This window comes from Pseudomonas fluorescens (assembly GCF_018614655.1).
GTDB lineage: Bacteria > Pseudomonadota > Gammaproteobacteria > Pseudomonadales > Pseudomonadaceae > Aquipseudomonas > Aquipseudomonas fluorescens_BX.
On record NZ_JAGGOG010000035.1, the window covers coordinates 26,576 to 41,927 of the forward strand.

Here is a 15,352-nt window from a genome sequence, read left to right on the forward strand (position 1 = left end):
CAAACTATTGACCTTATGGTCGCCATCCTAAACAATCGTCCCACTAATGTCACATTGATATTCATCCGGCGAACCGTCCTACAGATGTGAACCAGTTCCGCTTTTGGAACTTTCCGACGTACGGTCATTACGGTTGCCATTTTCCGACACTGCGGCCCAATCCGCTGTGATTTGAGACAAGAAGTCCAGGGGAACTCTTAAATGCGCTTGCACCTGCTTAAGGCAATACCGTTCGCTCTCGCCGCCAGTTTCGTACAGGCCCAAACATTGCCTCAGGCCATGCAGCAAGCGCTGGACGTGCACCCGGAAATTCAGGCCGGCGTGAATAGCCGTTTGTCCGCCGACTACCAGCTCAAGGCTGCCAAGGGCGGCTACCTGCCGCGCGTGGATGCGCTCGCCGGGTATGGTCGTGAAGGCGTCGACAACTCCACGACCCGTGCCACGAACCGTGCTAATGGCAGCTCCAAGGACTGGGACACTCTGACTCGAGGTGAGTCTAGTCTGCGTCTGCAACAAATGATTTTTGACGGTTTTGCCACCTCCAGCGAAGTGGGGCGTCAACAAGCCACCGTTAACTCCCGCGCCTACTCCTTGCTCGGCACTTCTGAACGCACCGGGCTGACCGTCGCCCAGGTCTATCTGGATGTGTTGACTCGCCGTGAGTTCGTGCGTCTGGCTGAAGATAACCTGCGCAACCACGAGCGTATCTACGACCAGATCCGGTTGCGCACCCAGCGCGGCGTGGGTAACGGCGCCGACCTGGATCAGGCCGAAGCCCGTTTGGCCCAGGCCCGAAACAACCTGATCACCGAACAGACCAACCTGTCTGATGCCCAGACCAACTACCTCAGTGCTGTTGGCCAGATGCCCGATCAATTGGAGCGTCCGGCCAGCTTCATGGCGATGCTGCCTGCCGACTTGAACGAAGCGCGCCGCCAGATGCTCGATAACAGCCCGATCCTGCGTTCGGCCGAGTCCGATATCGTTGCTGCCGAACAACAATACGAAGCCGCCAAGTCCGCGTTCTACCCGCGTTTTGATGCCGAACTGGGCACCAATGCCGACAACAACGTCGCCGGGGATCCTTCCCATACCAACGGCTGGGAAGCCATGGTGCGCATGCGTTTCAACCTGTTCGCCGGTGGCAGCAACAAGGCTGACCTGGAGTCCAAGTCCTACCAGTCCAACCAGGCCCTGGACATCCGTAACAACGCTCTGCGCGTGTTGAACGAGGAATTGGGCCTGGCTTGGAACGCTTTGAACAACGCGAATACCCAGGTGCCGATTGCCCAGCAATATGTCGATCACAGCACCAGTGTACGCACCGCTTACCAGCAGCAATTCAGCCTGGGCCAACGGACTCTGCTCGATTTGCTCGACAGCGAGAACGAACTGTTCACTGCTTCCCGCCGACTGGAAGAAATCAAGAACATTCAGTTATTTACTCAATACCGAATCAAGGCGACCATGGGCGAATTGCTCAAGAGCCAGGGAGTGGTCGCACCAATGGCTTCCGTCGTGCAAAACGATGTGAAGCCGAAAGTCCAACTGCCCGGGATGAATTGAGCTATTCCTTATAGACCCATCAGTTAGTCGAGAGTAGCCGCGTGGAATCCGAAGTCGGTCGAGTTCAACTCAGTCATGATCCACGCACGCTGCACGACGACCCGTTACTCGACGGGTTGTTGGCGCTCTGTGCCCTGCACCAGAAGACCGCCAGCGCGGCGATGCTGACCACCGGCCTGCCGTTGCCGTCGCAGCGCCTGAGTGCTGACTTGCTGGCTCGGGCTGCTGCCCGGGCCGGTTTGCAAGGGCGTTTGCTGCAACGCAAGCTTGATTCGATTCCCGCTATCGCCATGCCCGCGCTGCTGTTGCTTAAAGACGGCCGCAGTGCCGTGTTGCTCGGTTGGCAGGGTGAAGATGAAGCTCAGGTACTGCTCAGCGAAAGCGACGGTGGCGAAACCATCGTCAAGCGCGAAGCATTGGCCGATGACTACATTGGCAAAGTGTTCTTCGCCCAACCCCAGCACAAGTTCGACGTCAGCCACGGCACCCTGATTCCCCGGGCCCGTTCCTGGTTTCGCGACACCCTCAAGCGTTCGCGCTGGCTCTACGCCGACGCCATCGCCGCCAGCTTCCTGATCAACATCATCGCCATGGCTGCGCCATTGTTCGTGATGAACGTCTACGACCGCGTGGTGCCGAACCAGGCCACCGCGACTCTGTGGGTGTTGGCCACCGGCATCATCATCGCCTACATCTTCGACCTGATCCTCAAGAGCCTGCGCAGTCTGTGCCTGGATTTGGCCGGCAAGAAAACCGACCTGATCATCTCGGCCACGCTGTTCGAGCGGATTGTCGGCATGTCAATGAAGTACCGCCCGGCGCGGGTCGGCAGCTTTGCCCAGAACATCCACGAATTTCAGAGCCTGCGGGACTTCCTCGCATCCCTGACCCTGACCAGCCTGATCGACCTGCCGTTCACCCTGCTGATTTTCCTGGTGATCGCCATGCTTGGCGGGCATCTGGTGTGGATCCCGATGTTGGCGTTCCCGATTGCTCTGGTCATCGGCTACCTGCTGCAAAAGCCGCTGGTGGCCACCATGGAGCGCACCATGGCCCTGGCGTCCGAGCGCCAGTCGAGCCTGATCGAAACCCTGGCCGGGCTGGATGCGGTCAAGGTCAACAACGCTGAAAGCGAACGCCAGTACCAGTGGGAACAAACCATTGGCACCCTCAGCCGCCTTGAACTGCGGGTGAAAATGCTCTCCGGGCTGTCGATGAACATCACCCTGCTGATCCAGCAATTGGCGGGTGTGATCATGATCGTCTTCGGGGTCTATCAGATCATTGGCGGCAACCTCAGCATGGGCGGCCTGATTGCCTGCTACATGCTCAGTGGCCGCGCCCTCAGCCCGCTGGCCTCGTTGTCGGGCCTGATGACCCGCTACCAGCAAGCCAAGGTCACCATGGTCTCCACCGACCAGATGATGGAGCTGCCCCAGGAGCGCAACTTCGAAGAGCGCCCCCTGAGCCGCCGTACCCTGCAAGGCGCCATCGAATGCCGGGGTATGAACTTTACCTACCCCAACCAGCAGAACATGGCGCTCAAGAACATCAACCTGATCATCAAGCCCGGGGAGAAGATCGGCATCATCGGACGCAGCGGCTCGGGTAAAAGCTCCCTGGCCAAGCTGATCGTCGGTCTCTACCAGCCCGACTCCGGCGCCCTGCTGGTGGACGGTGTGGACATCCGCCAGATCGACGTCAGCGAACTGCGCCACAACGTTGGCTACGTGCCGCAAGACATCCAACTGCTGGCCGGTACCCTGCGCGATAACCTGGTCTCCGGCGCCCGTTACGTCGAAGACGAACTGGTGCTGCAAGCCGCCGAGCTGGCGGGCGTCCATGAATTTGCCCGCCTGCACCCCCAGGGCTATGAGCTGCAAGTGGGTGAGCGTGGTCAGAACCTCTCCGGCGGCCAGCGACAGAACGTCGCCCTGGCCCGTGCCTTGCTGCTCAACCCGCCCATCCTGCTGCTGGATGAACCCACCAGCGCCATGGACAACACCGGTGAAGAGCGCCTGAAGCAGCGCCTGCAATCGGTGATAGAGAACAAGACCGTGGTGCTGGTGACGCACCGGGCGTCGTTACTGTCCCTGGTGGACCGTTTGTTGGTGATCGACCGTGGGCAAATCCTTGCGGATGGCCCGAAAGCCGTGGTGATGGAAGCGTTGAAGAAGGGGCAGATCAGTGTTGCGTAAATTCAAGGACGCGGTCCGTCGCTATTTCATCGGCTCCGACTCGCTGGACGGCCAGCCACTGCCTGAGGTCAAGAAGGCCCTGATCGAAGATGCTCCCCGCGTGGTGCGTCTGACCATCTGGGGCATCATCGGGTTTTTCCTGTGCATGCTGCTGTGGTCCGGTTTTGCCAAGATCGATGAAGTGACCCGTGGCGATGGCAAGGCCATTCCCTCTTCCAAACTGCAGAAAATCCAGAACCTGGAAGGCGGCATCGTTGCTGAGTTGTACGTCAAGGAAGGGCAGATTGTTGACGCCGGCGCGCCGCTGATTCGCCTCGACGACACTCGGTTCGTGTCCAACGCCGGGGAAACCGAAGCCCAGCGCCTGTCCCTGCTGCTGCGTATCGAGCGCTTGAGTGCCCAGGTCGAAGACCGGCCGCTGAGCATCCCCGAGGACGTGCGTACTGCCGCGCCGAGCCAGGCCATCAGCGAGCAATCGCTGTACGAAAGCCGTCGCCAGCAGTTCAAGGACGAAATCGGTGGTTTGCAGGAGCAACTGACGCAACGTCAGCAGGAACTGCGTGAGTATTCCTCCAAGCAGAGCCAATACCGCAACCAGTTGTCATTGCAGCGCCAGGAAATCAACATGTCCGAACCCCTGGTCGCCCAGGGTGCGGTGTCGCCGGTAGAAGTGCTGCGCCTCAAGCGCGCGGAAATGGAAACCCGTGGGCAACTGGACGCCACCACCCTGGCGATCCCCCGCGCCGACTCGGCGATCAAGGAAGTGCAGCGCAAGATCGACGAGACGCGCGGCAAGTACCGCAGTGAAGCCCTGACCCAACTCAACGAAGCCCGCACCGACCTGAACAAGGCCCAGGCCACCGGCAAAGCCCTGGAAGATCGGGTCAGCCGGACCCTGGTGACCTCGCCGGTGCGCGGGATCGTCAAGCAACTGCTGGTCAACACCATCGGTGGCGTGATCCAGCCGGGCAGCGACATGGTGGAAATCGTGCCGTTGGACGACACCTTGCTGGTGGAGGCCAAAATCCGCCCGCAAGACATTGCCTTCCTGCACCCTGGGCAGGAAGCGGTGGTCAAGTTCACCGCCTATGACTACACCATCTACGGTGGCCTGAAAGCCAAGCTGGAACGCATCGGTGCGGACACCATCACCGACGAAGACAAGAAAACCACCTACTACATGATCACCCTGCGCACCGACAGCAGCCACCTGGGCACGGACGAGAAGCCGCTGTTGATCATCCCGGGCATGGTGGCGTCGGTGGACATCATCACCGGTAAGAAAACGATCCTCAGCTACCTGCTCAAGCCGATCATCAAGGCCCGGGCCGAGGCGTTGCACGAGCGCTAATCACCCGATTCCTGTAGCCGCTGCCGAGGCACGGCTGCGATGGGCTGTAGCCGCTGACGAGGTACGAGGCTGCGATGCGTGTCCGCAGGACCGCCCCTTGGGGTCGCTTCGCAACCCATCGCAGCCTCGTACCTCGGCAGCGGCTACAGAGACTTACTGTATATAGATATTCATTAACGGTATTTAAACTGCCGTTCTTATATCTATAAAGTCACTCTCCTGACCGCCCGGGAGTGATTTCATGTCCGCCACCTCTGTTGCCCCAACCGCCGCCCACGCCGCCCAAACCTTCGACATCCGCCCATTTCCCGGCAGCGTCGGCGTTGAGATCATTGGCCTGGACCTGTCCCGGCCGGTCAACGACCAGGACTTCGCCCGCGTCCATCGCGCGCATCTGGACCACCATGTCGTGGTGTTCCGAGACCAACGCATCACCCCCGAACAACAGATCGCCTTCAGCCGCCGCTTCGGCGTGCTGCAAATCCACGTGCTCAAACAGTTCCTGCTGGCCAACCACCCGGAAATCCTCATCGTCTCCAACATCATCGAAAACGGCCAATCCATCGGCCTGGGAGACGCCGGCAAGTTCTGGCATTCGGACCTGTCCTATAAGGAGCTGCCGAGCCTGGGCTCCATGCTCCACGCCCAGGAGCTGCCGTCCGAAGGTGGCGACACCCTGTTCGCCGACATGCACAAAGCCTGGGACCAACTGCCCGCGCACCTGCGCAAGGCGGTTGAGGGGCGCAGCGCCGCTCACTCCTACACGGCGCGTTACAGCGAGACCAAATTCGAAGGCAACTGGCGCCCGACCCTGACGCCTGAGCAGCTTGCCCAAGTGGCTGAAGTGGTGCATCCGGTCGTGCGCACCCACCCGGAAAACGGCCGCAAGGCCTTGTTCGTCAGCGAAGGCTTCACCACGCGCATCGTCGGCCTGCCGGAAGACGAAAGTTGCGACCTGCTGGCTCAGCTCTACGCCCACAGCGTGCTGCCGGAAAACATCTACCGCCATCAATGGCAGCCCCACGACCTGGTGTTCTGGGACAACCGTTCGCTGGTCCACTTGGCTGCCGGCTGCCCAAGCCACCTGCGCCGCAAGCTGTACCGCACCACCATCCAGGGCGACGCGCCTTTCTGAACCGGAGCACGACCATGTCCAAGAAAATCCCATTCACACGACTGGCCGCCACCCTTGGTTTGGGTGTCAGCCTGCTGGCCGGCAGCCTGATCGCACCGGCCGCCGCCCAGGCTGAAGGCGAGATTCGCATCGCCGAGCAGTTCGGCATCGTCTATCTGCTGCTCAACGTGGTGCGCGACCAGAACCTGATCGAGAAATACGGTAAGCAGGAAGGTATCGACATCAAGGTCGACTGGACTCAGCTATCCGGTGGGGCAGCGGTCAACGACGCACTGCTCTCCGGCTCCATCGACATCGCCGGTGCCGGCGTCGGGCCGCTGTTGACCATCTGGGATCGCACCCATGGCAAGCAAAACGTCAAGGCGGTGGCGTCCCTGGGCAACTTCCCTTATTACCTGGTGAGCAACAACCCCAAGGTCAAGACCATCGCTGACTTCACCGAAAAAGACCGCATTGCCGTACCGGCCGTCGGCGTTTCCGTGCAGTCGCGCTTTCTGCAATACGCCGCTGCCAAACAGTGGGGCGACAAGGAATTCAATCGCCTGGACAAGTACACCGTGGCCGTTCCGCACCCGGACGCCACTGCTGCGCTGATTGCCGGTGGCACCGAATTGACGGGGCATTTCTCCAACCCGCCGTTCCAGGAGCAGGCCCTGACCAACCCTAATGTGCATGTGGTCCTCAACTCCTACGACGTCCTTGGCCCAAACTCGCCGACGGTATTGTTCGCCACCGAGAAATTCCGCAACGACAACCCGAAAACCTACAAGGCTTTCATCGAAGCCCTGACCGAAGCCGCGCAATTCGCCCAGAACGACAAAGGCGCCGCCGCCGATACCTACATCCGCGTGACCAAGGCCAAGATCGACCGTGCCGAATTGTTGAAAATCATTGATAACCCGCAATTCGAGTTCAGCGTTACGCCAAAAAATACTTACCCGTTGGCGGAGTTCCTCTACCGTGTGGGGGCGATCAAGAACAAACCTGAATCGTGGAAGGATTACTTCTTCCAGGATGCCAAGCCGTTGCAAGGGAGCTGAGATGAACGCTCCCTTGCAAGGCCACACGGCCAGCAACCTGAGTACCCCCGAAGCGCTGCTCTCGGTGGACCATGTCAGCCTTGAATACCGCACCCCCGAGCGGGTGGTGCGGGCCACTCACCAAGTCAGTTTCGAGATCGACCCGGCCGACCGTTTTGTGTTGCTGGGCCCTTCGGGCTGCGGTAAATCCACGCTGCTCAAGTCTGTCGCCGGCTTTATCAAACCCTGCGAAGGCGAGATCCGTTTACTGGGGCAAAAAGTCGAGCAACCGGGCCCGGATCGCATCGTGGTGTTCCAGGAATTCGACCAGTTACCACCGTGGAAAACCGTCAAACAGAACGTCATGTTCCCGCTGCTCGCCTCCAAAACCCTCAAGCGCCGCGAGGCCGAGGAGCGGGCGCTGCACTACCTGGAAAAAGTTGGCCTCACGGCTTTCGCCGATGCTTATCCGCATACCCTTTCCGGTGGCATGAAAGCGCGCGTGGCAATTGCCCGAGCCTTGGCCATGCAGCCGAAAATCCTGCTGATGGACGAACCCTTCGCCGCCCTCGACGCCCTGACTCGCCGCAAGATGCAGGAAGAATTGCTGCTGCTCTGGGAGGAGGTGCGCTTCACCCTGTTGTTCGTGACCCACTCCATCGAAGAAGCACTGGTGGTGGGCAATCGCATTTTGTTGCTGTCGCCTCATCCGGGGCGTGTACGAGCGGAAATTCACAGCCATCAATACGACCTGCACAGCCTCGGCGGTGTGGAATTTCAGGCCTCGGCGCGGCGTATTCATCGGCTGTTGTTTGATGAAGCACCTGAAGCTGAAACCGAATTGGGTTTTGCCGATATCCGCATCGCTTATTGAAGGGTTGTCCCCATGCGCCAGGAATATGAAATCACTCTCGAGCCGTTGCCCGGCGTTCGCGTAGAACGCGAGTTGCCGTTGCGCCAGCGCCTGTGGCAACAAGGCTGGTTGCGCAAAAGCCTGATCCTGATCGTGCTCGCCATTCTTTGGGAAGCGGCGGCGCGTTATCAGAACAACGACCTGCTGTTACCCAGCTTTTTGCAGACCTTCCATGCCTTCTACGACGGCATCGCCAGTGGGGAGTTGTTGAGCAAAGTCAGCATCTCGCTGGTGGTGCTGATCAAGGGCTACTTGATCGGTATCGTCCTGGCGTTTGCCCTGACCACGCTGGCCGTGTCGACTCAGTTAGGACGCGACCTGCTGAGCACCCTGACCTCGATGTTCAACCCGCTGCCGGCGATTGCCTTGTTGCCTCTGGCGTTGCTGTGGTTTGGCTTGGGGCAGAACAGCCTGATTTTCGTGTTGGTGCATTCGGTGCTGTGGGCCTTGGCCCTTAACACCTATTCGGGGTTCCTCGGTGTCTCGGAAACCCTGCGCATGGCCGGGCGCAACTACGGCCTCAAGGGCATGCGTTTTGTACTGTTCATCCTGATCCCGGCGGCGCTGCCGTCGATTCTTGCGGGGCTGAAGATCGGCTGGGCTTTTGCCTGGCGTACGCTGATCGCTGCCGAGCTGGTGTTCGGCGCCACCAGCGGCAAGGGTGGGTTGGGCTGGTACATCTTCCAGAACCGCAACGAGCTGTACACCGACAAGGTGTTTGCCGGGTTGGCGGTGGTGATCCTGATTGGCTTGCTGGTGGAAAACCTGGTGTTTGACACCCTTGAGCGGGTCACGGTGAAGCGTTGGGGCATGCAGCGCTGAAGTCGGTTGAATGCTGCTACGATTGCACGCAGTTCACTCCCGACTGATCACGAGTGCTTGGCATGCAACTACCGGACATGAACCTGCTGGTCGCCCTCGACGCCTTGCTCGATGAAGGCAGCGTGGTGGGTGCCGCGAGGCGGATGAACCTCAGCCCGGCGGCCATGAGCCGCACCCTGACGCGGATTCGCGAAGCGGTGGGCGATCCGATCCTGGTGCGTGCCGGTCGCGGCCTGGTGCCGACACCCAAGGCCCTGGAGTTGCAGGACCAGGTGCGCAACGTGGTGGAACAGGCCGCGTTGTTGTTCCGCTCGGCGGACCAGGTGGACTTGAGTACCCTGCGCCGACGGTTCAGCGTGCGGGCTAACGACTTTTTCGTCGGGGTCTATGGCGGTCGTCTGTTCGACACCATGGAACGCATGGCCCCGCTGTGCGAGCTGCGCTTTGTGCCGGAAGGCGACAGCGACGATGAAGCGCTGCGCGAAGGCCGACTGGACCTGCGGGTGGGCAATACCATGCCGATCACCCCGGAAGTGAAGGTGCAAAACCTGTTCTCCACCACCTTTGTCGGACTGGCGCGGGAAGGACATCCGCTGTTCGATGACGAAATCACCGCCGCCCGGTTTGCCAGTTATTCCCACATCAGCATCTCCCGCCGTGGTATCGCGCGTGGCCCCATCGACACGGCCCTCAACGTCCAAGGCCTGGAGCGCCGGGTGGCGATGATTGCCCCGGGTTTTCACGGTGCGATGTTCATGCTGCCCGACTCTGACCTGATCCTGCCGGTGCCCAAGGAGGCGCTGTACAGCGCCAATCGCCTGAAGCTGCCATTGCGGGCCTTCACCTTGCCGATCTCCCTGCCGACCCTGGTATTGACCCAGGCCTGGCACCCACGCTTTGACAAAGATCCGGCGCATAAATGGCTACGGGAAACCATGCGTGAGTGCTGTGAAGCCACCTGGCGCGAAGCGCAGCCCGCATAAGTTGCCTGTGTGTAGCCGCAGCCGATCACTTGTAGCCGCTGGCACAGCCTGCGATCGGCTGCGCAGCAGTCGCCAGTCTTGAAACTGCCGAAGATCCTTCGGCCCTTATCGCAGCCTCGTGCCTCGGCAGCGGCTACAGGGTGTCGATCACCTGTAGCCGCTGGCGCAGCCTGCGATCGGCTGAGCAGCAGTCGCCAGGGCCTTGAAACTGCTGAAGGTCCTTCGGCCCTTATCGCAGCCTCGTGCCTCGGCAGCGGCTACAGGGTGTCGATCACCTGTAGCCGCTGGCGCAGCCTGCGATCGGCTGCGCAGCAGTCGCCAGTCTCTTGAAACTGCCGAAGGTCCTTCGGCCCTTATCGCAGCCTCGTATCTCGTCAGCGGCACAACGGGCCAAATGTATGAGCGGGCATGGCTCTTGGGGCCGACAGAGATGTGCTGTGCAACTGTTGCGTCTAGCGCACTTATAACCTTCCAATAAGTCAGTTTTCGTCATGTCTATGCCTTATTAAACTGCTCGGGTATTTCTTATTCCGAGTTGTATTCATGACCTCCCTCGCTGCCCCCGTACCCCTGGCCGCAGCCAAACCTAGTGCCATCGCGCCGCCCACGTTCGGTCCTCGTATCATCATTGGCCTGGTCGGCGTGTTGCTGGCGGTGCTGGTTTCCGGGCTCAACGAAATGGTGACCAAGGTCGCCCTCGCTGACATTCGCGGTGCGCTGTACATCGGTTTCGACGAAGGCACCTGGCTGGTGGCCGCGTACACCGCCACCTCCGTCTCGGCCATGGCGTTTGCGCCGTGGTGTTCGGTGACCTTTTCCCTGCGTCGCTTCACCCTGTGGGCAATCGGTGTGTTCACCGTGCTCGGCGTGCTGTGCCCGTTTGCGCCGAACTACGAAAGCCTGTTGATCCTGCGCACGGTGCAGGGCCTGGCCGGAGGGGCTTTGCCGCCGATGCTGATGACCGTAGCCCTGCGTTTCCTGCCGGCCAACGTCAAGCTCTATGGCCTGGCCGGCTACGCACTGACCGCCACCTTCGGCCCGAGCCTCGGCACACCGCTGGCGGCGTTGTGGACCGAGTACGTCGGCTGGCAATGGGCGTTCTGGCAGATCGTCGCGCCGTGCCTGCTGGCCATGGCCGCCGTGGCCTACGGCCTGCCCCAGGATCCGCCACGCCTGGAGCGTCTCAAGCAGTTCAACTGGCGCGGTCTGCTGCTGGGTTTCCCGGCGATCTGCATGCTGGTGATCGGCCTGTTGCAGGGTAATCGCCTGGACTGGTTCGAATCGACACTCATTACCTCGCTGCTGTGTGGCGGGACGCTGTTGCTGGTGTTGTTCATGATCAACGAATGGTCGCACCCGATGCCGTTTTTCAAGTTGCAGATGCTCGGCATCCGCAACCTGGCGTTCGCGCTGATCGTCTTGGCCGGCGTGCTGATTGTGTTGCTGGCGGCGATCATCATTCCGTCCAGCTACCTGGCCCAGGTCCAGGGTTACCGACCGCTGCAAACCGCGCCGGTGATGTTGATCATGGCGCTGCCGCAGTTGATCGCGCTGCCGTTGGTGGCGGCGCTGTGCAACCTGCGTTGGGTCGATTGCCGCTGGGTATTGGGGATTGGCCTGAGCATGCTGATCCTGTCTTGCCTCGGCGGGGCGCAACTGACCTCGGCGTGGATCCGCGATGATTTTTATGCCCTGCAACTGCTGCAGATCTTCGGGCAGCCCATGGCGGTGTTACCGCTGTTGATGCTCTCCACCGGCAGCATCACCCCGGCGGACGGGCCATTCGCCTCGGCCTGGTTCAACACCGTCAAGGGCCTGGCCGCCGTGGTTGCCACTGGCGTGATCGACGCGCTGACCACCCACCGCCTGCATTTCCACTCAACCATGCTGGTGGACAGCCTGGGCAACTCGCCCCTGGCTGACAGCGACCCGGCAGGCCTGGCCCATCGGCTGCACGAGCAGGCCGTGGTGCTCACGTCTTCGGATCTCTACTACGTCATGGCCGGTGTCGCGGTGGCGTTGATTCTGCTGATTTTCTGGATGCCGACGCGGATCTATCCGCCCCGGGCGCCGACCTGATTGCTTATCGAAACAAAGGATTTTTTATGAAACGCAAAGACAAAATCGCCGTCACTGTCATCGCCGTCTTCGCTGTTGGCGCCTTGGTTTACCTGCTGGCGCCAGGCGTGTTTGGCAGCAAGCGTCAGACCACCAACGACGCGTTCGTCGCCGCCGACTACACCTTGGTGGCGCCACGGGTGGCCGGGTTTATCAAAGAAGTGTTGGTGGAAGACAATCAGCGGGTCAAGGCCGGGCAATTGCTGGCGCTGATCGATGACCGTGACTTCCGTGCCGCCGCCCAGGCGGCTGACGCTGACGCTCTGGTGGCTCAGGCCCAACTGAAAAACGCCACAGCCACCCTGGAGCGCCAGAGCTCGGTGATCGCCCAGGCCCAGGCCACGGTGGCGGCGGATCGTGCCGAAGTGGCTTTCGCCGAACATGAACTGAACCGCTATAACCACCTCGCCGGTGTTGGCGCCGGTACGGTGCAGAACGCCCAGCAGGCCAAGACCCGTATTGATCAGGCCACCGCGCGCCTGGCCCACGCCACGGCAGTATTGGCCGCCGAGCGCAAGCAAGTGGAAATCCTCACCGCCCAGCGCGATGCGGCCGAAGGTGGCCTCAAGCGGGCCCAGGCCGCGCTGGAGCTGGCCAGTTATCAACTGTCCTATACGCGCATCGTCGCCCCGGTGGACGGCATGGTCGGCGAGCGCGCCGTGCGGGTCGGTGCCTACGTAACGCCGGGTAGCAAGATCCTCGCCGTAGTGCCGCTGGCCGAGGCCTATGTGGTGGCCAATTTCCAGGAAACCCAACTGTCCCATATGCATGCAGGCCAAGCCGTGGAGGTGCGGGTCGACAGCCTCGACGGTGAAGTGCTCAACGGCCATCTGGAAAGCCTGGCGCCTGCCACCGGCGTGACTTTCGCCTCGGTCAAACCAGACAATGCCACCGGCAACTTCACCAAGGTGGTGCAGCGTATTCCGGTGAAGATCATCCTGGAGCCCGGCCAGTCCCTGACCGAGCGCTTGCGGGTCGGCATGTCGGTGGAAGCCAGCGTCAACACCCAGCCCGCGACACAGCAGCGCGAGGTGGCTCAGCAATGAGACGGATAGCCTGGTTCACCCTGAGTTTAATCAGCCTGAGTGCCTGCACCGTGGGCCCGGATTTTCAGCGCCCGCAAGGCCCATCAGTGTCGCAATGGACCGAACCCCAGGGCCGTCAAGCGGCCAGTCGCGCGGATACCGGCGCACTCGAAGAGCGCTGGTGGGAGGTGTTCCACGATGAACAACTGTCCGCCCTCACACGCCGCGCGCTGACCGATAACCTTGACCTGAAACTGGCCAGCAGCCGCTTGCAGCAAAGCCGTGCCATGCGCCAGGTGATCACGGCCGAGCGTTATCCGAACGTGAATGCCAATGGCGATTACACTCGCCAACGCAACAGCGCTGATGGCTTGAGCGACCCGTCCGGCAGGAACGGTCGTTCGGCTTTCAACCTCTGGGACGTCGGTTTTTCCGCCGCTTGGGAACTGGATTTCTGGGGCCGGGTAAAGCGTGAAACCGAAGCCGCCGACGCCACGTTGCAAGTGGCCGAAAACGACCGCCGCGCCGTGCTGTTATCGGTGCTTGCAGAAACCGCTCAGGACTACATCCAGTTGCGTGGCGTGCAGAATACCCGTGCCGTCACCGAGCAAAACCTCGACGTCGCCCGCCATAGTCTCAAGCTGTCGCAGTTGCGCTTGGCTGATGGCGTCGCCACTGATTTGGATGTAGCCGAAGCCGCCGCTCAAGTGGCCGCCATCGAAGCGCGTTTGCCGGACTTGCAGCAACGTCAGGACCAGTTGATCAACGCTTTGAGCCTGTTGATGGGCGAGCCGCCGCAGGCCTTGTACGCGCAGTTATCCAAAGACGCCGCCGTGCCCCAGACCCAACGCCAGGTCGCCATCGGCCTGCCGTCGCAACTGGCCGAGCGCCGTCCCGATATCCGCCAGGCCGAGGCGCGATTGCATGCGGCGACCGCCAGCATTGGCGTGGCCAAGGGCGATTTTTACCCGCGCATCACCTTGTCCGGCAGCCTCGGCTCCCAAGCGATGCAACTGTCGGACCTGGGCTCGTGGGGCTCCCGTTCATTCGCCTTCGGCCCGCAATTCAGCCTGCCGATTTTCAACGGTGGTCGCCTCAAGGGCATGCTCGATTTACGCGAAGCCCAGCAACAGGAAGCGGCCTTGGCCTACCAGCAAACCGTGTTGCGCGCCTGGCATGAAATCGACGATCAGTTGACCCGCTACAACGCCAGCCAATTGCGCCGTGACAGCCTCGCCGAAGCGGTGCGCCAGAACCAGATCGCCCTCACCACGGCCCAGCATCAATACGTCGAAGGCGTGGCGGATTTCGTCAACGTGCTCACCGTGCAAAGTGCGCTACTGGCTACTCAGGAACAGTGGGTCGAAAGCTCCACTGGCGTGTCCCTGGCGATGGTCGGTTTGTATAAGGCGTTGGGGGGAGGGTGGGAGTCGGTGTACCCGGTGCAGACGGCTGGGCGCTAACCTTGAGATCGGTCAATTTGATCATCCCCGTGCGATGCGGGGAACGATCAGCACTCAAGGATTGCGCAAAAACACCACATACCCCCGAAACCACTCACTCCCTTTCAAATACCCCGGCTCTTCCCACTCCCCACCCTGAATCAGTCCGATCTTGAACGGCATCCCCAACCGATTCATCCGCGGTAGATATGCCGCGTAATCCGGGATGCTGTGGCGCCCCTGATACGTTTGCACCACCACTTCATCAATCACCCCATTGAGTTGCGCGATGGCCGCCGGGTCGGCGTTGCTGCTCCAGTCCATCAGCCCGGTGATGCTCAGGCGTAACTCCTTGGGCAGGCGTTGGCGCAGGTCACGCAGGAAGCCTGTGTATTCATGCAGGTATTGGGTGCGGGCGTCGAAGTCGATCTGGATGCCTATCACCGGGTTGCCCGCCTCCCGCCAGCGTTGTACCTGCCCCAACAGTTGGGTGTAGACCGACTCTGGCCAGTGCAGCGTGTGGGCGCGGTAGACGATCCACACCTCGCCCCGGGTCAGGCGCGGCACACTCATGCCTTGGGCGATGAATTGCACGCCGCGTCGGGGCGCGCGGCGGGTGGAGTTGATCTGGCCTTGCAGGATGTACAGGGCTTTCGCCTGTTTGAGCACCGGCTGTGGAGCGACGCCGCTCCACAGCCAGAAGGCGTCATAGTCGCTGGCATCCACGGCGCCGAAAGCCGGGCTTGCCAGCAGGAGCAGCGCCAGCCAGAAGCCTTTCAC

The 15,352-nt window shown here is 61.2% G+C and carries 12 protein-coding genes; 11 read left to right on the forward strand and 1 reads right to left on the reverse strand.

Annotation, left to right across the window (positions count from 1 at the left end; all coding sequences use genetic code 11):
* The first annotated feature begins 201 nt into the window (after positions 1 to 201).
* The 11 genes from J7E41_RS26645 to J7E41_RS26695 all read left to right on the forward strand — a co-directional run bounded on the left by J7E41_RS26645 (position 202) and on the right by J7E41_RS26695 (position 14,593).
* Positions 202 to 1,566: a TolC family outer membrane protein gene (locus J7E41_RS26645; RefSeq protein WP_214997235.1), complete on the forward strand. Its 1,365-nt coding sequence runs from the start codon at positions 202 to 204 to the stop codon at positions 1,564 to 1,566.
* 41 nt (positions 1,567 to 1,607) lie between these two features.
* Positions 1,608 to 3,764 carry a type I secretion system permease/ATPase gene (locus J7E41_RS26650; RefSeq protein ID WP_214997236.1) on the forward strand — a complete coding sequence of 719 codons (2,157 nt, stop codon included), beginning with the start codon at positions 1,608 to 1,610 and terminating at the stop codon, positions 3,762 to 3,764.
* Complete coding sequence (locus tag J7E41_RS26655) at positions 3,754 to 5,115, forward strand: HlyD family type I secretion periplasmic adaptor subunit (RefSeq protein ID WP_214997237.1); 1,362 nt, start codon at positions 3,754 to 3,756, stop codon at positions 5,113 to 5,115. Before J7E41_RS26650 ends, J7E41_RS26655 begins: the two co-directional genes overlap by 11 nt.
* Positions 5,116 to 5,356: 241 nt before the next feature.
* Entirely contained in the window at positions 5,357 to 6,250 is an 894-nt protein-coding gene (locus J7E41_RS26660; protein ID WP_214997238.1) for a TauD/TfdA dioxygenase family protein, read from the forward strand.
* Positions 6,251 to 6,264: 14 nt separating this feature from the next.
* The gene (locus J7E41_RS26665) at positions 6,265 to 7,290 is read left to right on the forward strand and encodes an ABC transporter substrate-binding protein (RefSeq protein ID WP_214997239.1); all 1,026 of its coding nucleotides are present in this window, start codon (positions 6,265 to 6,267) and stop codon (positions 7,288 to 7,290) included.
* A gap of 1 nt (position 7,291) precedes the next feature.
* On the forward strand, positions 7,292 to 8,143 hold the full coding sequence (locus J7E41_RS26670; RefSeq protein ID WP_214997240.1) for an ABC transporter ATP-binding protein: 852 nt from the start codon (positions 7,292 to 7,294) through the stop codon (positions 8,141 to 8,143).
* A 12-nt stretch (positions 8,144 to 8,155) separates the two neighbouring features.
* Complete coding sequence (locus J7E41_RS26675) at positions 8,156 to 9,004, forward strand: ABC transporter permease (protein ID WP_214997241.1); 849 nt, start codon at positions 8,156 to 8,158, stop codon at positions 9,002 to 9,004.
* Positions 9,005 to 9,066: 62 nt separating this feature from the next.
* On the forward strand, positions 9,067 to 9,987 hold the full coding sequence (locus J7E41_RS26680) for a LysR family transcriptional regulator (protein ID WP_214997242.1): 921 nt from the start codon (positions 9,067 to 9,069) through the stop codon (positions 9,985 to 9,987).
* Between the two features lie 543 nt (positions 9,988 to 10,530).
* Complete coding sequence (locus tag J7E41_RS26685) at positions 10,531 to 12,066, forward strand: MFS transporter (protein ID WP_214997243.1); 1,536 nt, start codon at positions 10,531 to 10,533, stop codon at positions 12,064 to 12,066.
* Between the two features lie 26 nt (positions 12,067 to 12,092).
* Positions 12,093 to 13,151 carry an HlyD family secretion protein gene (locus tag J7E41_RS26690; protein ID WP_214997244.1) on the forward strand — a complete coding sequence of 353 codons (1,059 nt, stop codon included), beginning with the start codon at positions 12,093 to 12,095 and terminating at the stop codon, positions 13,149 to 13,151.
* On the forward strand, positions 13,148 to 14,593 hold the full coding sequence (locus tag J7E41_RS26695) for an efflux transporter outer membrane subunit (RefSeq protein ID WP_214997245.1): 1,446 nt from the start codon (positions 13,148 to 13,150) through the stop codon (positions 14,591 to 14,593). The genes J7E41_RS26690 and J7E41_RS26695 overlap by 4 nt, the downstream gene beginning before the upstream one ends.
* Before the next feature lie 54 nt (positions 14,594 to 14,647).
* Here the strand turns inward: J7E41_RS26695 and J7E41_RS26700 are convergent, their stop codons facing one another.
* The gene (locus J7E41_RS26700) at positions 14,648 to 15,352 is read right to left on the reverse strand and encodes a DUF3142 domain-containing protein (RefSeq protein ID WP_214997246.1); all 705 of its coding nucleotides are present in this window, start codon (positions 15,350 to 15,352) and stop codon (positions 14,648 to 14,650) included.

Excerpts from the sequence above, each read along its gene's own strand:
- J7E41_RS26670 (WP_214997240.1), top strand. The coding sequence starts at position 7,292 with ATGAACGCTCCCTTGCAAGGCCACACGGCCAGCAACCTGAGTACCCCC.
- J7E41_RS26645 (WP_214997235.1), top strand. The coding sequence starts at position 202 with ATGCGCTTGCACCTGCTTAAGGCAATACCGTTCGCTCTCGCCGCCAGT.
- J7E41_RS26660 (WP_214997238.1), top strand. The coding sequence starts at position 5,357 with ATGTCCGCCACCTCTGTTGCCCCAACCGCCGCCCACGCCGCCCAAACC.
- J7E41_RS26685 (WP_214997243.1), top strand. The coding sequence starts at position 10,531 with ATGACCTCCCTCGCTGCCCCCGTACCCCTGGCCGCAGCCAAACCTAGT.
- J7E41_RS26695 (WP_214997245.1), top strand. The coding sequence starts at position 13,148 with ATGAGACGGATAGCCTGGTTCACCCTGAGTTTAATCAGCCTGAGTGCC.
- J7E41_RS26665 (WP_214997239.1), top strand. The coding sequence starts at position 6,265 with ATGTCCAAGAAAATCCCATTCACACGACTGGCCGCCACCCTTGGTTTG.
- J7E41_RS26675 (WP_214997241.1), top strand. The coding sequence starts at position 8,156 with ATGCGCCAGGAATATGAAATCACTCTCGAGCCGTTGCCCGGCGTTCGC.
- J7E41_RS26690 (WP_214997244.1), top strand. The coding sequence starts at position 12,093 with ATGAAACGCAAAGACAAAATCGCCGTCACTGTCATCGCCGTCTTCGCT.
- J7E41_RS26680 (WP_214997242.1), top strand. The coding sequence starts at position 9,067 with ATGCAACTACCGGACATGAACCTGCTGGTCGCCCTCGACGCCTTGCTC.